The organism is Mesorhizobium sp. M0001, from assembly GCF_040324255.1.
GTDB lineage: Bacteria > Pseudomonadota > Alphaproteobacteria > Rhizobiales > Rhizobiaceae > Mesorhizobium.
The window spans coordinates 801,478-817,631 of sequence record NZ_JAMYVS010000002.1 but is presented as its reverse complement, the minus strand read 5'-3'; the positions used below and the strand labels follow the sequence as shown (position 1 = coordinate 817,631).

The 16,154-nt window shown below is 64.1% G+C and carries 16 protein-coding genes; 9 read left to right on the top strand and 7 right to left on the bottom strand.

Annotated features, from left to right (window positions below; translation table 11 throughout):
• Positions 1-9: 9 nt before the first annotated feature.
• The gene (locus NKK50_RS08880; protein WP_023713950.1) at positions 10-1,905 is read right to left on the bottom strand and encodes an ABC transporter ATP-binding protein; all 1,896 of its coding nucleotides are present in this window, start codon (positions 1,903-1,905) and stop codon (positions 10-12) included.
• Between the two features lie 27 nt (positions 1,906-1,932).
• Positions 1,933-2,340 carry a hypothetical protein gene (locus NKK50_RS08875; protein ID WP_023744285.1) on the bottom strand — a complete coding sequence of 136 codons (408 nt, stop codon included), beginning with the start codon at positions 2,338-2,340 and terminating at the stop codon, positions 1,933-1,935.
• Positions 2,341-2,785: 445 nt separating this feature from the next.
• Here NKK50_RS08875 and NKK50_RS08870 point away from each other — a divergent pair, with 445 nt between their 5' ends.
• The gene (locus NKK50_RS08870) at positions 2,786-3,244 is read left to right on the top strand and encodes a tRNA (cytidine(34)-2'-O)-methyltransferase (RefSeq protein ID WP_352543270.1); all 459 of its coding nucleotides are present in this window, start codon (positions 2,786-2,788) and stop codon (positions 3,242-3,244) included.
• 146 nt (positions 3,245-3,390) lie between these two features.
• Positions 3,391-3,837 (top strand): redox-sensitive transcriptional activator SoxR, encoded by a 447-nt coding sequence (gene soxR / locus NKK50_RS08865; protein ID WP_023691595.1) that lies wholly within the window; start codon positions 3,391-3,393, stop codon positions 3,835-3,837.
• On the opposite strand, the gene NKK50_RS08860 is transcribed toward soxR, so the two are convergent.
• Positions 3,834-4,091 carry a hypothetical protein gene (locus NKK50_RS08860; protein WP_023683688.1) on the bottom strand — a complete coding sequence of 86 codons (258 nt, stop codon included), beginning with the start codon at positions 4,089-4,091 and terminating at the stop codon, positions 3,834-3,836. The genes soxR and NKK50_RS08860 overlap by 4 nt on opposite strands.
• 275 nt (positions 4,092-4,366) lie before the next feature.
• Here NKK50_RS08860 and hemF point away from each other — a divergent pair, with 275 nt between their 5' ends.
• The 3 genes from hemF to NKK50_RS08845 all read left to right on the top strand — a co-directional run bounded on the left by hemF (position 4,367) and on the right by NKK50_RS08845 (position 6,198).
• A complete protein-coding gene (gene hemF, locus NKK50_RS08855; RefSeq protein WP_023821609.1) occupies positions 4,367-5,281 on the top strand; it encodes an oxygen-dependent coproporphyrinogen oxidase in 915 nt (304 codons plus the stop codon).
• Between the two features lie 238 nt (positions 5,282-5,519).
• On the top strand, positions 5,520-5,780 hold the full coding sequence (locus NKK50_RS08850; RefSeq protein ID WP_023686144.1) for a DUF1344 domain-containing protein: 261 nt from the start codon (positions 5,520-5,522) through the stop codon (positions 5,778-5,780).
• 232 nt (positions 5,781-6,012) lie between these two features.
• Positions 6,013-6,198, top strand: coding sequence for a DUF1059 domain-containing protein (locus NKK50_RS08845; protein ID WP_023670013.1), 186 nt, complete (start codon positions 6,013-6,015; stop codon positions 6,196-6,198).
• 6 nt (positions 6,199-6,204) lie between these two features.
• Here NKK50_RS08845 and NKK50_RS08840 read toward each other — a convergent pair whose 3' ends face one another.
• From NKK50_RS08840 to NKK50_RS08830, 3 genes are read right to left on the bottom strand one after another with little or no spacing between them, the layout of a single operon-like run.
• Positions 6,205-7,476 (bottom strand): CCA tRNA nucleotidyltransferase, encoded by a 1,272-nt coding sequence (locus tag NKK50_RS08840; RefSeq protein ID WP_023686145.1) that lies wholly within the window; start codon positions 7,474-7,476, stop codon positions 6,205-6,207.
• Entirely contained in the window at positions 7,473-8,105 is a 633-nt protein-coding gene (locus tag NKK50_RS08835) for a CoA pyrophosphatase (RefSeq protein ID WP_023686146.1), read from the bottom strand. Before NKK50_RS08835 ends, NKK50_RS08840 begins: the two co-directional genes overlap by 4 nt.
• A complete protein-coding gene (locus tag NKK50_RS08830; protein ID WP_023686147.1) occupies positions 8,105-8,734 on the bottom strand; it encodes a DUF1285 domain-containing protein in 630 nt (209 codons plus the stop codon). Before NKK50_RS08830 ends, NKK50_RS08835 begins: the two co-directional genes overlap by 1 nt.
• A gap of 144 nt (positions 8,735-8,878) precedes the next feature.
• Here NKK50_RS08830 and NKK50_RS08825 point away from each other — a divergent pair, with 144 nt between their 5' ends.
• The 4 genes from NKK50_RS08825 to NKK50_RS08810 are packed head-to-tail and all read left to right on the top strand — an operon-like array spanning position 8,879 to position 15,708.
• Complete coding sequence (locus NKK50_RS08825) at positions 8,879-9,883, top strand: AAA family ATPase (protein ID WP_023705921.1); 1,005 nt, start codon at positions 8,879-8,881, stop codon at positions 9,881-9,883.
• Complete coding sequence (locus NKK50_RS08820; RefSeq protein ID WP_023683683.1) at positions 9,883-10,797, top strand: DUF58 domain-containing protein; 915 nt, start codon at positions 9,883-9,885, stop codon at positions 10,795-10,797. Before NKK50_RS08825 ends, NKK50_RS08820 begins: the two co-directional genes overlap by 1 nt.
• Positions 10,794-13,619, top strand: coding sequence for a DUF4159 domain-containing protein (locus tag NKK50_RS08815; RefSeq protein ID WP_352543269.1), 2,826 nt, complete (start codon positions 10,794-10,796; stop codon positions 13,617-13,619). The genes NKK50_RS08820 and NKK50_RS08815 overlap by 4 nt, the downstream gene beginning before the upstream one ends.
• A gap of 4 nt (positions 13,620-13,623) precedes the next feature.
• Positions 13,624-15,708 (top strand): membrane protein, encoded by a 2,085-nt coding sequence (locus NKK50_RS08810; RefSeq protein WP_023741056.1) that lies wholly within the window; start codon positions 13,624-13,626, stop codon positions 15,706-15,708.
• A gap of 44 nt (positions 15,709-15,752) precedes the next feature.
• Here NKK50_RS08810 and clpS read toward each other — a convergent pair whose 3' ends face one another.
• A complete protein-coding gene (gene clpS, locus NKK50_RS08805) occupies positions 15,753-16,058 on the bottom strand; it encodes an ATP-dependent Clp protease adapter ClpS (RefSeq protein ID WP_023670006.1) in 306 nt (101 codons plus the stop codon).
• Positions 16,059-16,154: the final 96 nt, after the last annotated feature.

Genomic DNA, 16,154 nt, shown 5'->3' with positions numbered 1-16,154 from the left:
CTGACGTCATCACTCTGCGGCTTCACCCTTCACGCCGATGTCGTTGGCAACAGCGTCATTGGCGGCATCGACCGGACCGTCATCGAGCAGGAACCCGCCCGACTGGCGCTGCCAGAGCTGCGCGTAGAGCCCGCCGCTGGCGACGAGTTCCTCGTGCGACCCCTCCTCGATGACACGGCCCTTGTCGAGGACGACGAGCCTGTCCATCGCCGCGATGGTCGACAGCCGGTGCGCAATGGCGATGACGGTCTTGCCTTGCATGAGCTTGTAGAGATTCTCCTGGATGGCGGCCTCGGCTTCGGAATCCAGCGCCGACGTCGCTTCGTCAAGGATAAGTATCGGTGCGTCCTTCAACATAACGCGAGCAATGGCGATGCGTTGCCGCTGGCCGCCGGACAATTTGACGCCGCGGTCGCCGACATGAGCGTCGAGCCCTTTACGTCCGGTGTGATCCGAAAGCCTGCCGATAAACTCCAGCGCCTCGGCCCGCCCGGCTGCCTCGACAAGCATTTCCTCCGTCGCATCGGGCCGCCCGTAAAGAATGTTGTCGCGCACCGAACGATGCAGCAGCGAAGTGTCCTGCGTCACCATGCCGATCTGCGCGCGCAGCGAATCCTGCGTCACCGAAGCGATCTCCTGGCCGTCGATCAGGATCCGGCCGTTCTCGAGGTCGTAGAACCGCAACAGGAGATTGACCAGCGTCGACTTGCCCGCACCCGAGCGCCCGACAATGCCGACTTTCTCGCCGGGCTTCACCGTCAGCGACAGGTTCTCGATGACGCCCTTCTGCTTGCCATAGTGGAAACGAATGTCGTCGAAGCGGATCTCGCCCTTGGTGACGGCAATGTCCTTCGCCCCCGGCCGGTCTTCGACCAGGCGCGGCAGCGAGATCGAGGCGATGCCGTCTTGCACCGTGCCGATGTTCTCGAACAGGCTCGACATTTCCCACATGATCCACTGCGACATGCCCCACATACGGAGCACGAGGCCGATGACCACGGCGACGGCACCGATCGTCACCGCTTGGCCGAGCCACAGCCACAGCGCCAGCGCCGTCACCGAAAACAGGAGCAGCGCGTTGAGGATATAGAGCAGCCCGTAAAGCACCGTCACCAGCCGCATCGACCGGTAGACCGTGTCGAGGAAGCCTGCCATGCCTTCTCTCGCGAACGTTGCTTCGCGCCGTGCATGGGAAAACAACTTGACCGTCTGGATGTTGGTGTAGCTGTCGACGACGCGGCCGGTCATCGTCGAGCGCGCATTGGCCTGCGCCTCGCCGACCTTGCCCAGCTTCGGGATGATATAGCGCAACAACCCGATATAGCCGAGCAGCCAGACGCCGAGAGGTGCCGCCAGCCGCAAGTCGGCCGAGCCGACGATGAACAGCATGCCGAGGAAATAGACGATGACGTAATTGAGCACCTCGATCACCTTGATGACGCATTCGCGCACGGCGAGTGCCGTCTGCATCAGCTTGGTGGCGATGCGGCCGGCAAATTCGTCCTGGTAGAAGCTCATCGACTGCTTCAAGAGATAACGATGCACCTGCCATCGGATGCGCATGGGGTAGTTGCCCATCAGCGTCTGCTGGTTGAGCAAAGAATGCAGCCATACCGTACCCGGCAGCGCGAACAGCACGACGAAGGCCATGCCGGCAAGCTTCCAGCTCTCGGTCTGCAGGAAGGTTTCGCGGTTCTGCCCGGACAGCCAGTCGACGATGTGGCCCATGAAGCCGAACATCCACACTTCCGCGATGGCAATCGCCGTCACCAGCACCGCGTCGACGATGATGTATGGCCAGGCGCCGCGCGTATAGTGCACGCAGAAGGCAACCAGCGTCTTCGGCGGCTCGACCGGTTCCGCTGCGGGGAACGGATCGAGCCTTCTTTCAAACCAGCTGAACATAGTGATGCTCACAAAACTTTTGTCCGCTCATGCGGCGCGGGAAAAATCCCCGGGGCGCTCCGCGTCCCCAGACCGTACGTCGGCGGGGACCGACGGCCCGGAATCACCCGGGCCATCGGTCCTGCTTCGCGCAATATAGGGACTTGCGGGCTTTTCACCGACAGAAGCCTTCGACTGAGCTGACGGCACGCCGCCAGCAGTCCGGTTTTTCGCGCCCGGCCGGATCAGCCGGATGATCCGGCGCACCAGCGACGGCCGGCTGTGGTCGGGAACCGCACGCGAGAAATCGACATCAGGCAACATGCCGCGATGCGGACGCCGGCGCGTCTCGGCATGAACCGCCGACGAATAGGTCTCGCCGACCAGCAACGCCCAGGTCGCTGTCTTGCGTTCGTGCAGGCTTCTTGAACCAGGTATCTTATAGGGATCGAACATCGGTCCGTCCTCCGTGTGAAAATAGACATAAAAAGGCGAAGCAATGTCATGCGCCGGCATTCGGCCGGAGGCACGGATTGCATCCGTCGAGACACGAGGATAGGCCTCGGTCGCGACATGCTCAGCTGGGGCGCTTGGCCCCTTTAACCGGTTGAAAAACATCGCAGGATTCCTTCGAGAGCCGAAAATTGGGTTCGGCGGGAATCGATGCGATCAGATCTAAAAAATCAGGTAAATCGTCGTACCGAAACCGCCGGAAGGCAGGTAAGCCCACGGGAGGGGCGCTGGATGTGCATGGTCATCATGAAATACCCCTCCATCGGTTCGGGTTGACAATGCGTGCGGTATAATCGACTTCGCAGAAAATGGCCACCCGCAGGTCCAGCAATTTCCAAAACCAGCCACCCGCTGTGGCCGATCTGCCACTTATTAGAAAGACGCGGAAATGAACCACCGTCTCCGCATCGCCCTCTACCAGCCTGACATCGCCGGCAACACCGGAACAATCCTGCGCTTCGCCGCCTGCCTCGGCCTTGGCGCCGACATCATCGAACCAGCCGGCTTTCCGCTCTCCGACAAAGCGCTCAAGCGCGCCGGGATGGACTACCTCGAAATGGCTGCCCTGACCCGGCATGTCGACTGGAACGCCTTCGAAGATTGGCGCAAGGGCCAAGCCTGCCGGCTGGTGCTGCTCACCACCAAAGCCGCGACCCCCTATACTGGCTTCAGCTTCGCCCAAGGCGACATCCTGCTGTTCGGCCGCGAATCCGCTGGGGTGCCGGATCCTGTCCATCAGGCGGCGGATGCGCGGCTGACGATCCGGATGCAGCCGGGCACGCGCAGCATCAACGTCGCGCTGTCGGTCGCCATGGTCGCCGGTGAAGCCATCCGGCAGCTCGGCTAGACCCTTCAACGCGTTCTCGTCATCGCCAACGGCCGTTGCGTCTTGCATCATTCTCACCCAGGCGCACATCGCCTTCTCCTCAATTACCCTATCGACATTTCCTGGCTACAAGCTCAACTTAAGTTGAGGTCAAGCGGAAAATCGAGATGGCTCCGGTAAAGGAATTGACGGTCGGCCAGTTGGCCATGCGCAGCGGCGTGGCGGTGTCGGCGCTGCATTTCTACGAGGCGCGCGGGCTGATCCGCAGCCACCGCACGTCGGGCAACCAGCGGCGCTATGGCCGCGACGTGCTGCGGCGGGTGGCGATCATCCGGATCGCCCAGGAGGTCGGCATCTCGCTGGCCGAGATCGGCGCCGCACTTGAATCGCTGCCAGAAGGCCGTACCCCGACGCGCGAGGACTGGAACCTGTTGTCGACCGGCTGGCGCGACGACCTCGATCGCAAGATCACTCAGCTAAAGAAGCTGCGCGACGGCCTTACCGACTGCATCGGCTGCGGCTGCATGTCGATCGACAAATGCCCGCTGCGAAACAGGGAAGATCGCTTGAGTGCGCAAGGGCCGGGCGCAAGGCGACTGCTTGTGGAATCCTAATCCGCCGCGGGCAGCCGCCGTATGGTGAATTCGATTACGTCGCCCGGCCGCTCGAACCAGCTTTCGATCTCGGTCCAGTAGGCCTGCTTGGGAAAACGCTCGAACCATTCCTTGGCCTTGAGCCGCGCATCCGGGCGCGGCAGGACGAAGGTCTCGCGCAAAAACCCGTCACGCGGCATGCGCTCGCGCTCGGCGCGTGAACGATCGAGCCTTTTCTTCAGGCCATGCAGCGGCGGTCTTGCCGGCGTGCGCATGAAAGAACTCCTGGGCCGAACCAGATGACACTTGACCCTTGCCCCTAAGAGATTAGGGATCGCGCCCGGAAAAGGCTAGTGGTCCGATTCCAACATTCGCCTCCCTAATCCCCAGGCGCCGTTGCGAATGTTGGAATCACAAGGACCGCTAGCAAGTTTATGTTTCTGGTGGAGTTTTCGAATTTGACATTTGCATCGTGCCCTGCGCCACGCTGTGTGCAAATGTCAAATTCACTCCACTAGGTCCTTTGTCGGCCGCGACCGGAGACAGCATTTTGGAACGACCAGAAATACCGGCAGGCCTGCCACCCGACATCGAACAGAAGAAAATGAAGGCTAGGCTCTGGTTCGAGACGCTGCGCGAGCGCATTTGCACAACCTTCGAGCAGATCGAACAGGAACTGCAGGGACCACTGGCCGAATGGTCGCCCGGCAGCTTCGAGAAGACGCCGTGGGAACGCGACAATGGAAAGGGCGGCGGCGGCGCCATGTCGATGATGCGCGGCCGCGTCTTCGAGAAGGTCGGCGTCCATACTTCGACCGTCTATGGCGAATTCTCGCCCGAATTCAGGAAGCAGATGCCCGGCGCCGAGGAAGACCCGAGCTTCTGGGCATCAGGCATTTCGTTGATCGCGCATCCCTGGAACCCCAACGTGCCGGCCGTGCACATGAACACCCGCATGGTCGTGACGTCGCGCCACTGGTTTGGCGGCGGCGCCGATCTGACGCCGGTGCTCGACCGCAACCGCACGGAAGATCACCCCGACACGGTCGCCTTCCATCGAGCCATGCAGTTCGCCTGCGAGAAGAACGCTGCGATCGCCGACCACCCCAAATTCAAGGCCTGGTGCGACGAGTATTTCTATCTGCCGCACCGCCACGAGCCGCGCGGCGTCGGCGGGATCTTTTTCGACTGGCTGCATTCGGGGGAGGAGAAAGGCGGCTGGAATGCCGATTTGAACTTCGTCCAGGATGTCGGGCGTTCTTTCCTTGTCGTCTACGGACACCTGGTTCGCGCCCATTTCAACGAGAACTGGACCGACGACGACCGCGACGAGCAGCTCATTCGCCGCGGCCGTTACGTCGAATTCAACCTTCTTCACGATCGCGGCACCATCTTCGGCCTGAAGACCGGCGGCAATGTCGCTTCGATCCTGTCCAGCCTGCCGCCGGAGGTCAGGTGGCCGTAAAAAATCGGTGAGCGAAACGTGAGCCGCATTGACGTCCCATTCGCCGAATCTGGGCAGCCAATGTGGCATCGCCATTATCTTTTTCGTCTAATAGGCAATTGAAATAAAACGACTATTTGTCGTTTCGGGCCGGGAAGCGCCGGCGGTTCAGTCCCGAACCGCGACACGACGCTACCGGACGGCCCTGAACAAGGCGGAGCATTTTCCAAACGGATGCCCGCATTTCCAGGAGTATTACATGCGAAAGCTCATTGTTTCGGCAGCCGCCGCTGCCCTTCTCGCTTCCGGCTCGATTGCCTTTGCCGCGGTCAAGCACACCACGGGCACGGTCAAGACCTATGATGGCACGGCCATGAGCCTCGTTCTGGACGATGGATCGACCTTTACGCTGCCCAAGACCTTCAAGGATCCTGGCCTGAAGGCAGGCGAAAAGGTCCGCGTTTCCTGGGACATGAGCGGCAAGAACAAGGTTGCCGAGTCCGTCAAGATCGAGAAGTGATCGGGACAAGACCGAACGTTCTCGCCTTGGCTTAGCCTGGCAAGAGGGGGCGGAGCAGCGCTGCTCCGCCTTTTTCGCCCCCACGGCAACCAAACTCGTGGAACCGTGTTATGCTAACTCCCCCGTGCGCGCCCCCGAAACCGACTGCTGTGACAGGGCGCGGAACAGAGATGGCGGAGCTTCGTGTGCCCATGAGAGGCACAGGCTCCAAGGAGGAAAAGGAGAAAATCCCATGAAGGAATTCCATTGCGGCTCGCTGGTTCCCGGCTGTGAGTGGCACACGCGTGCCGGTGAGGAAGCCGAGGTCATGCGCCGCGCCGTCGACCATATGCGCGAGACACATGGCGAAACGGTCATTCGCGAGACGATGATCGAGGCGATCCGCTCGCGCATCGAGAAAGTTCGCGACGCGGCCTGAGCAGTCCTATCTGGCCTTCAAGGCTTCCGCGGCGCGCTCCAGCAGCGCGTCGCGATCGAGCGCAAAGCCGGACCCGATCCATTCCTTTTCCAGGTTTTTCAGAATCGCACCGAGCATTGGCCCCGGCGACGCGCCAAGCGCCGTCAGATCGCCGCCCTTGACTGGGAACACCGGTTTTTCCCATTTCAGCGCAAAAGCGAGCAGGCGCGAAAACCCGCCGGCCTGAACCAGCGCGTCATTGTCCTCGAGAGCCCGCGCTCGCGCCGACGCCAGCGACAGCCGCAGGCGATCGAGAAAACCCTGGCGCTCGCCGGAATAGAGTTTCTTGGCCAGTTCCGCTTCGCTTGTCTTGGGCTCGACGGCAGCCGTCAGCGCCCAGTGGCGCAGGCGCTCCGCCTCAGTGGTCGAAAGTTTCAGCCGCTCGGCCAGTGTCTTCATCCTCGCCGCATCGGGCGGCACGATCGCCTCCAGCCTGAGCAGCGGGTCCGGCGCCCAGCCCAGATCCTTTTCTGTCTTGATCAGCCCATGAATGGCATCGATGCCCCATTTCTCGCTTTCCGGCAGGGCGCTGGTGAGCCCGCCGGCCTGGCGCATCCACAGCAAGGCGCGCGACGGATCTGGGGCCGATAACAACTTCTTCAGCTCGGACCAGATGCGTTCGGCCGAGAGATGGGCGAGACCGTCCTTGAGCCGGGCGCAGGCCTTCAATCCCTCGGCATCGGGCCGACCCTCGCCGTACCAGGCGAAAAAGCGGAAGAAACGCAGGATGCGCAGATAGTCTTCGCGGATCCGCTGCTCGGCATCGCCAATGAAGCGCAGCCTTCGTGCCTCGATATCGCCGACGCCGCCGACCAGGTCGACGACCGTCCCGTCAGCCTCCGCATAGAGCGCGTTGATGGTGAAATCGCGCCGTTCGGCGTCGGCCTTCCAGTCGCGGCCGAACGACACTTTGGCGCGGCGGCCATCGGTCTCGATGTCGGCGCGCAGCGTGGTGACCTCATAGGGCGCGCCGCCGGCAATCACCGTGATCGTGCCGTGCTCGATGCCGGTCGGCACCGCCTTGAAGCCCGCCGCCTCGGCGCGGCGAACGGTTTCCTCGGGCAGGCAAGTGGTAGCAACGTCGATATCGGCGACCGGCTGCCCAATCAGTGCATTGCGCACCGCACCGCCCGCGATGCGGGCTTCCTCGCCGCCTTGCGCCAGCACGGCAAGCAGCCGCTGCAGATGCTTTTCACCCAGCCAGTCGGCTCTGCCCGCCAGCGATACCGGATCACTCAAGCATAGAGCCTTTCATAGAGCGTGCGGATGATGCCGGCGGTGACGCCCCAGATGCGCTGGCCGCCATAGGGCATATCGTAGAAGAACCATTCCAGGTCGTTCCACATGCGGCTGTCCCTGGTGTGGTTGGCCGGATCCATCAGGAACGAAAGCGGTACTTCGAAGGCGGCGTCGACCTCGTCGGAATTGAGCGACAGCGTAAAACCGGGCTCGACGATCGCCAGCACCGGCGCGATGCGATAGCCGCTGCCGGCGACATAATCGGGCATGCGGCCGATGATCTCGATGCGGTCATGGCCGAGGCCGATCTCCTCGAAGGTCTCGCGCAAGGCCGCTGCTTCCGGGGTCGCATCGGTGGGATCAATGGTGCCGCCAGGAAAAGCCACCTGCCCGGAATGGCTGCGCAGTTTTTCCGCCCGCTTGGTCAAAAGCACGGTCGCATCGCGTCCATGATCGACGACCGGGATCAGCACCGCGGCGTCGCGCAGCGCTTTGAGCTGCGTCAACCGTGGATGGCCGGGGTTGAAGCGATGATCGCCATAATCGTCGCCGGCATGGACTTCAGCTTGCGCCGCGACCCGCGCGCGAAAATCCGCTGTGGAAAACGGCGGCGGCCTCACCTGATCCATCATGCGCTCAGCCGCTTCAGTTTTTCCGCCGGCATGATCGGATAGATTTCGCCTTTCGAGCGCACGGCAAACATCGTCTTGCCGCCGATATCGATCTCCTCGCCATGCTCGACCAGTTCGTACATCACCGGCCGCGCCACCAGCGCTTCCAGCCGCCCGCGCACAAGCACATAGGGTTTTAGCCCGCCGGTCTCGTTCTCGTCGACGAAGCGCAGCGGATGGCCAGGTCCGGCCTCGACGACATCGCCGACATTGGTGCGGAAAGTGATGGTCTGCTCGGCGCCCGCGCCGGAAACATCCATTTCAACCGCGATGAAAGGCGCGTCCACGACGCGGATGCCGACCCGTTCGACCGGCGTCACCAGATAGGTCCTGCCATCCTCGTCCTTGCGCAGCACGCTGGAAAACAGCTGCACCAGCGGCATGCGGCCGATCGGCGTGCCGAGATAGAACCACGTTCCGTCTTGTTTGATCTCCATGTCTAGATCGCCGCAAAAGTCGGGATTCCAGCGCTCCACCGGCGCCGCGCCCTTGCCGGCGCGAGCCGCACGCGAGATCAACGCTTCGAGACCGCGCGCCTCGGTTGCGGCAGTAAGGCTGTGCTCGCGATGTTCGGAGCGTTCCGTCATGGTCACGAAATAGTCACTGTTGTTCCGCTTGTCAGCCTAAGGCTGTGATTTAAATTCATTCGTAGGCGCCAGGCGAAGCCGAATCGCGGCATTCTAAGGCACTACAGTGCAAGCCGGTACTTCCAGCACAAGGATCGATGCGGCATGAGCGTAATGGTCAAGGAAAGCCCAATCAGCGAAAAGGACATGATCGCCCAGGCCGAGACGGCGCTGGCCGATATTTCCAGGGTGCGCGACGGCGTCGGCCGCGTCATTTTCGGCCAGGAAGTGGTGGTCGAGCGCACGCTGGTGGCGCTGCTTGCCGGCGGCCATGCGCTGCTGGTCGGCGTGCCCGGCCTTGCCAAGACCAAGCTGGTCGAAACGCTCGGTGTCGTGCTCGGCCTCGATTCGCGCCGCATCCAGTTCACACCCGACCTGATGCCGTCGGACATTCTCGGCTCAGAGGTGATGGAGCAGGACGAGGCCGGCAGGCGCTCCTTCCGCTTCATCTCCGGCCCGATCTTCGCGCAATTGCTGATGGCCGACGAGATCAACCGCGCCTCGCCGCGCACCCAGTCGGCGCTGCTGCAGGCGATGCAGGAATATCACGTCACCATCGCCGGCATTCGCCACGACCTGCCCGCGCCCTTCCATGTGCTGGCGACGCAAAACCCGCTGGAGCAGGAAGGCACCTACCCCCTGCCCGAAGCGCAACTCGACCGCTTCCTGATGCAGGTCGATATCCTTTATCCTGAAATCGAGGCCGAGCGGCGCATCCTGCTCGAAACCACCGGCATCGAGGACGCCAAGGCGCAAAACGTCCTGCAGCCGGCGCGGCTGAGGGAAATCCAGACGCTGATCCGCCGTATGCCGGTGCCCGAAAGCGTCGTCGACGCCATCCTCAAACTGGTGCGTTCGGCGCGTCCCGGCCAGGGCAATGCCGAGACCGACAAGCATGTCGCCTGGGGTCCCGGCCCGCGCGCCAGCCAGGCGCTGACGCTGTGCGCCCGTGCGCGCGCGCTTTATGACGGGCGGCTGGCGCCGTCGGTGGACGATATCCGCGCGCTGGCCGAACCGGTGCTGCAGCACCGCATGGCGCTGACCTTTGCCGCCCGCGCCGAGGGCACGACCGTGCGCGACGTGGTAGCGAAACTGGCCAAAGGAATCTGATGGCGCGTATCGGCGAAGTCCAGGCACCGGCAGCGACGCGCGACGCGCTCGCCAGGGGCCGGTTGCGGGCTTCGCTGGTGCCGGACCTGCTGGTCGAGGCACGCCGTATCGTCAATACGGTAATTGCCGGCTGGCATGGCCGCCGCAAGCGCGGCATCGGCGAGAATTTCTGGCAGTTCCGCCCCTATGTCGAAGGCGATTCCTCGCGCATCGACTGGCGCCGTTCGGCCCGCGACGACCACACCTATGTGCGCGACCGCGAATGGGAAGCAGCCCACACGGTGTGGCTTTGGGCCGACCCATCGCCCTCCATGCTCTACAAATCGACTGGCGCCAGCGTTTCCAAGGAATCGCGCGCGCTGGTGCTGGCACTGGCCATGGCCGAACTTTTGTCGCGCAGCGGCGAGCGCATCGCATGGCCCGGCCTGACAGATCCGTTCACCGCCCGCAACGGCGCCGAGCGCATCGCAGCGCAGTTGATGCACGCCGCGGACCTGCCAGCAAAGCCTGACCTGTCCGCCATCCGCCGCTTCTGCGACATCGTCGTCGTGAGCGATTTCCTCGACCCGGTCGAGGAGACCATGGAATGGCTCGATGTGCTGGCGCGGCATGGCGTGCGTGCGCATCTGATCGAGGTTGCCGATCCGGCGGAGGAGACCTTTCCTTATGCCGGCCGCACCGAATTCACCGATCCCGAGACCGGCGACAAGTTGACCGCCGGCCGCGCCGAAATGCTCGGCGACGAATACCGCCTGCTCTACACCGCCCGCCGCCAGGAGATGGCCAGCTGGTGCAAGCGCCTCGGCTGGAGCTACACCGTCAACCACACCGATCGCCTCGCTTCCGAGGCGCTGGTGCGCATCCACATGGCGATGACCGCCGATGGCGCATTCGTGGGAAGGGCCGGCGCATGAGCTGGCTGCCGCTCTCCTTTGGCGCTCCCATGGTGTTGTGGGGCCTGCTCGCGCTGCCGGTGATCTGGTGGCTGCTCAGGCTCACACCGCCCAAGCCGCAGTCCGAAATGTTTCCGCCGCTGAAGATCCTCGCTCGCGTGCTGAAGCGCGAGGAAACGCCGCAGCAGAGCCCGTGGTGGCTGACGCTGCTGCGGCTGTTGATGGCAGCCCTTGTCGTCGCGGCATTAGCCGAACCCGTTTTCAATCCGCGCGAAAAATTGCCGGCCGAGGGCGCCGCCCTGGCGCTCGTCATCGACAATGACTGGGCGAGTGCTGCCGACTGGGGCAAGCGCGTCGCCACCGCCCAGCGGCTGATCGCCGATGCCGGTTCGAACGGCGTACCGGTCGTCATCGCCTTCACCGCCGAAAAGCCGAACGCCGAGATCGGCCCCTTCGATGCGGCGGCTGCCCTCGACCGGCTGCGCGCCGCCAAGCCGAGGCCGATCCCGACCGACCGACCCGCTGTCTATGCCCGCGTCGCCGGCGTGCTGGAAACCTTGCCCGGCGCCAGCGTTGCCGTTCTCGCCGACGGCCTTGCGGCAAAGGGCGACGAGGCCGCCTTCAACACACTGCTGTCGAAAAACGCCGCCCGTGTCGTCTGGGCCTATTCCGACCGGCTGGCGCTGACTGGGCTCACTGGCGCCCAAAATCAGGTCGACGGCTTCGCCCTGACCGCCATCCGCGCGCCCGGCGATCCGGCGCCGGCACAAGTCACCGCCGGCGCCTTCGACGACAAGGGCCGCCGCATCGCCGACGCGACGCTGACCTTCGCGCCGGGTGAGACTACCGCCACCGGCACGATGGCGGTGCCGTTCGAACTGCGCAACGACTTCGCCTCGATCGCGCTCGACGGCGAACGCCAGGCAGGTGCTGTGCGCGTGCTCGACGAAAGCTCCAAGCGCCGCCGCGTCGGACTTTTATCGCAGGCCGAGGCCGACCAGGCGCAGCCGCTTCTGTCGCCGCTCTATTACATCAGGCGCGCGCTGCAGCCTTTCGCCGATCTGGTCGAACCGTCGAGCGTCGATCTCGCCGACGCCATCCCGCAGCTTCTCGACCAGAAGCCGGCGATGATCGTCATGGCCGATATCGGTACCATTCCGCCACAGGTCCATCAGCGGCTGGTCGACTGGGTCGACAATGGCGGCACGCTGGTGCGCTTTGCCGGTTCGCGGCTGGCCGCCGCCGGCAATGACGATGATCTGTTGCCGGTCAGGCTGCGCACCGGCGAGCGCTCGCTTGGCGGCGCGCTGTCATGGACGACGCCACAAGCGGTGACCGAATTCCCGAAGAACGGCCCGTTCGCCGACCTCGCACCGCCGGCCGAGGTCACGGTGAGCCGGCAGGTGTTGGCCGAACCGACGCCGGACATCGTCGAGCGCACCTGGGCAACCCTTGCCGATGGCACCCCGCTGGTGACCGGGTTGAAGAAGGGCAAGGGCACGCTGGTGCTGTTCCATATCACCCCGGAAGCGACATGGTCGACGCTGCCGATCTCCGGCAGCTTCGTCGAGATGCTGCGGCGCATCGTGCAGCTGTCGCGCAACCAGGGTGCGGCGGTTGCCAACGCCGAAGCCGCTGCTACGTCGCTGGCGCCTTATCGCATGATAGCCGCCGACGGCACTTTGGTGCCGCCGACGCCGGACGCACGACCGCTGGTCCCTGGCGCCGGCTCGCTGCCGGTGACGTTCGAGAACCCGCCCGGCCTCTATGGCTCGGAAACCGGCGTTTTCGCCCACAATCTGCTCGACCCGGCCACCGCCTTCGCGCCGCTGGTGCGCCCGCAATTCACAGTGCCGGTGACCAATATCCAGTACGCTTTCGATGAATCGCGCGACCTCAAGGGATCGCTGGTCACAGCGGCACTTGTGCTTATGCTGCTCGACACGCTGGCGGTGTTCTGGATGGGCGGGCTGATGTCGCGCCGACCGCGCCGCGCCCGATCGGCCGCGGCAACGACGGCTGCGCTGCTGCTTGGCCTCGGCATGCTGTTTGGCCATGCCGACCTCGCCCGCGCCGACGACGCCAAGCCCGGCGATGCCGCCGCTATCGAGGACATTGCCAAGACCCGCATCGCCTATGTGCTGACCGGTGTGCCCGGTGACGATTCGATCAGCCGCGCAGGGCTCGAAGGCTTGACCCGCTTCCTGATCGAGAAGACCGCGCTCGAGCCGGGCGCGCCGGCGGGCGTCGATATCTCGAAGGACGAGCTTTCCTTCTATCCGCTGATCTACTGGCCGATCGATCCCTCCGCGCCGATGCCGAGTCAAGCCGCGATCGCCCGCATCGACGCCTATATGCAGCAGGGCGGCACGGTGCTGTTCGACACGCGCGACCAGTTCGCCAACGGCATCGGTGCGGATTCGGCGAGCCCGGCGACGGAACGGTTGCGCGACATTCTCGGCAATCTCAACGTGCCGCCGCTGGAGCCGGTGCCCGCCGACCATGTGCTGACCAAATCCTTCTTCATCCTGCCCGAATTTCCCGGCCGCTTCTCCGGCAGCCCGCTCTGGGTGGAAGCCTCGCTCGAGGCCAGCAATGCCGAGAATCGGCCGGTACGCGTCGGCGACGGCGTCTCGCCGATCCTGATCACCGCCAATGATTTTGCCGGCGCCTGGGCCGTCGACGAGAATGGTGACCCGCTTTTGCCGACCGTGCCATCGGATCCGATGCAGCGCATCTATGCGCTGCGCGCCGGCGTCAACATCATGATGTACATGCTGACCGGCAACTACAAATCCGACCAGGTGCACGTGCCGATCCTGCTCGAACGGCTGGGGCAGTAAGCCTATGAACTGGTCGATTTCCTTCGAACCGCTGCTGTCCTGGCCCTTGCTGGCTTTGGTGCTCGCACCGCTGCTGGTGCTGGCGGCTGTCGGCTTGTGGTTTCGCCAGCGCGGCGCGATCTTCCGCTTCGCGGCGCTGATTGCGCTGGGCGCAGCACTCCTCAATCCGGTCTTCCTCGATGAGGAGCGCGAGGCGCTGAAGAGCGTCGTTGCCGTCATCGTCGACCGCAGCCAGAGCCAGGATATCGGCGACCGGACCAAACAGACCGACGAAGCGCTTGCCGGTTTGCAGCAGCGCCTTGGCCGCTTCAAGCAGTTCGACGTCCGCGTCGTCGAGGCCGGCAAGTCGGAAGCCGCCGACGAGCGCACCGAGACCAAGCTTTTTGCAGCGCTTGAAGGCGCTTTCCGCGACGTGCCGCCCTCGCGCATCGGTGGCGCCATCATGATCACCGATGGCGAGGTGCATGACGCACCGGCCGCCCCCGACTTCAATGCGCCGCTGCACGCGCTGATCACCGGCAACGAGCACGAGAAGGACCGCCGCATCCGCTTCGAGAACGCGCCACGCTTCGGCCTCGTCGGCAAGCCGCTCGACATGACCTACCGCGTCATCGCCACCGACGGCGAAACCGGCCCGGTCGATGTCCGCGTCTCGGTCAATGGAGAGCAGGTCGCGGTCGAAGAAGCGACCATCGGCCAGGCGATGCCGCTGCAGGTGACCATCCCCGGCGCCGGCCGCAACATCGTCGAACTCTCTATTGACCGCGAGCCGGGCGAACTGACCGACGCCAACAACCGCGCCATCGCGCTGATCGACGGCATCCGCGAGAACTTGCGCGTGCTTTTGGTTTCCGGCGAACCGCATGCCGGCGAGCGCACGTGGCGCAATCTGCTGAAATCCGACGCCTCGGTCGATCTCGTCCATTTCACCATTCTGCGGCCGCCGGAAAAGCAGGACGGCACGCCGATCAACGAACTGTCGCTGATCGCCTTCCCGACCCGCGAGTTGTTCGTCGAGAAGATCAAGGATTTCGATCTCATCATCTTCGACCGCTACCAGCACCGCGACGTGCTGCCGATCCTCTATTACGACTACATCTCCGAATACGTCGAAAAGGGCGGCGCGCTGCTGATCGCCGCCGGGCCGGAATATGCCGGCGACTCCTCGATCGCCCGCACCCCGCTAATGTCGTCGCTGCCGGCAATGCCGACCGGCGAAGTCATCGACAAGGCCTTCTATCCGCGCCTCACCGATCTCGGCCAGCGCCATCCGGTGACGCGCGGCCTCGACGGCTCGGCGACCGAGCCGCCGCGCTGGAGCCGCTGGTTCCGCACCATCGGCGTGCAGAACCCCGAAGGCGAAGTGGTGATGAAGGGCGCCGACAACCGCCCGCTGCTTCTGCTCGATCATAAGGGCGAAGGCCGCGTCGGCATGCTTCTGTCCGATCAGGGCTGGCTATGGGCGCGCGGCTTCGAGGGTGGCGGGCCGCATGTCCAGCTTTACCGCCGCATCGCCCACTGGCTGATGAAGGAACCTGAACTCGAGGAAGAGCGGCTGACCGCCGACGGCCGCGGCATGATGCTGGAAATCCGCCGCCAGACGATGAGCGACGATCCCGGCCCGGCGCAGGTGATCACCCCTTCGGGCAAGGCGCTGATCATCAAGCTGGAGAAGTCCGAACCCGGCGTTTTCCTGGGCAGCATCGAGACCAAGGAGATCGGCCTCTACCAGATCGGCAATGGTGACCTGACCGCACTCGCCCATGTCGGCCCGGTCAACGCGCCGGAATTCTCCGACGTCGTCTCTACCGAGGACCGGTTGAAGGCTCCGACTGAGGCCACCGGCGGCAGCGTGCGCCGGCTGGCGGCCTCCTCCACCCTTGGCCAGCTCACCGGCAGCGTCACCCTGCCCTCCATCGTCCCGGTCCGCGCCTCCGGTGCGGCCTCGGGCGCAGACTGGATCGGCCTGCGCAGCACCGACGACAGCGTGCTCAAAGCCGTCTCGCGCGTACCCCTGTTCGGCGGCTTCCTCGGCCTTTGCCTGCTGCTGCTGGCCATGGGCGCGATGTGGTACAGAGAGGGAAGGTAAGGATCCCTTCTCCCCGTCACTATACGGGGAGAAAGACGCTCAACCTACTCCTCCGGCTCCGTCGTAAACAGCAGCGGGTACCCCTTGGCCTTGGCCGCGTCGACGGCCCGTGTCGCCTTGGTCTCGGCGACATCCCTGGTGAAGACGGCAACGACGCAAACGCCGAGCCGGTGCGCGGTGATCATCACCCGGTTAGCCTGGTCTTCGCTGAGCTTGAACTCGCCCTTCAGCACCGTCACCACGAATTCGCGCGGCGTAAAATCGTCATTGATGAGGATGACCTTGTAGAGCTTCGGCCGCTCGGTCCGCGGCTTGGTCTTGGTGCGGGGTTTGGAACTGATTTCAGGCATCGGGAACCGGTATCGCGCGAGGGGTCGCTCTCACTTTGTCATGGGGGAAAGCCGTCGTCCATTTTGATCGGCGCGCCAAACCGGCTTCCCGGAAGT

Excerpts from the sequence above, each read along its gene's own strand:
- NKK50_RS08880 (WP_023713950.1), bottom strand. The coding sequence starts at position 1,905 with ATGTTCAGCTGGTTTGAAAGAAGGCTCGATCCGTTCCCCGCAGCGGAA.
- NKK50_RS08875 (WP_023744285.1), bottom strand. The coding sequence starts at position 2,340 with ATGTTCGATCCCTATAAGATACCTGGTTCAAGAAGCCTGCACGAACGC.
- NKK50_RS08870 (WP_352543270.1), top strand. The coding sequence starts at position 2,786 with ATGAACCACCGTCTCCGCATCGCCCTCTACCAGCCTGACATCGCCGGC.
- soxR (WP_023691595.1), top strand. The coding sequence starts at position 3,391 with ATGGCTCCGGTAAAGGAATTGACGGTCGGCCAGTTGGCCATGCGCAGC.
- NKK50_RS08860 (WP_023683688.1), bottom strand. The coding sequence starts at position 4,091 with ATGCGCACGCCGGCAAGACCGCCGCTGCATGGCCTGAAGAAAAGGCTC.
- NKK50_RS08850 (WP_023686144.1), top strand. The coding sequence starts at position 5,520 with ATGCGAAAGCTCATTGTTTCGGCAGCCGCCGCTGCCCTTCTCGCTTCC.
- NKK50_RS08845 (WP_023670013.1), top strand. The coding sequence starts at position 6,013 with ATGAAGGAATTCCATTGCGGCTCGCTGGTTCCCGGCTGTGAGTGGCAC.
- NKK50_RS08835 (WP_023686146.1), bottom strand. The coding sequence starts at position 8,105 with ATGGATCAGGTGAGGCCGCCGCCGTTTTCCACAGCGGATTTTCGCGCG.
- NKK50_RS08830 (WP_023686147.1), bottom strand. The coding sequence starts at position 8,734 with ATGACGGAACGCTCCGAACATCGCGAGCACAGCCTTACTGCCGCAACC.
- NKK50_RS08825 (WP_023705921.1), top strand. The coding sequence starts at position 8,879 with ATGAGCGTAATGGTCAAGGAAAGCCCAATCAGCGAAAAGGACATGATC.
- NKK50_RS08820 (WP_023683683.1), top strand. The coding sequence starts at position 9,883 with ATGGCGCGTATCGGCGAAGTCCAGGCACCGGCAGCGACGCGCGACGCG.
- NKK50_RS08815 (WP_352543269.1), top strand. The coding sequence starts at position 10,794 with ATGAGCTGGCTGCCGCTCTCCTTTGGCGCTCCCATGGTGTTGTGGGGC.
- NKK50_RS08810 (WP_023741056.1), top strand. The coding sequence starts at position 13,624 with ATGAACTGGTCGATTTCCTTCGAACCGCTGCTGTCCTGGCCCTTGCTG.
- clpS (WP_023670006.1), bottom strand. The coding sequence starts at position 16,058 with ATGCCTGAAATCAGTTCCAAACCCCGCACCAAGACCAAGCCGCGGACC.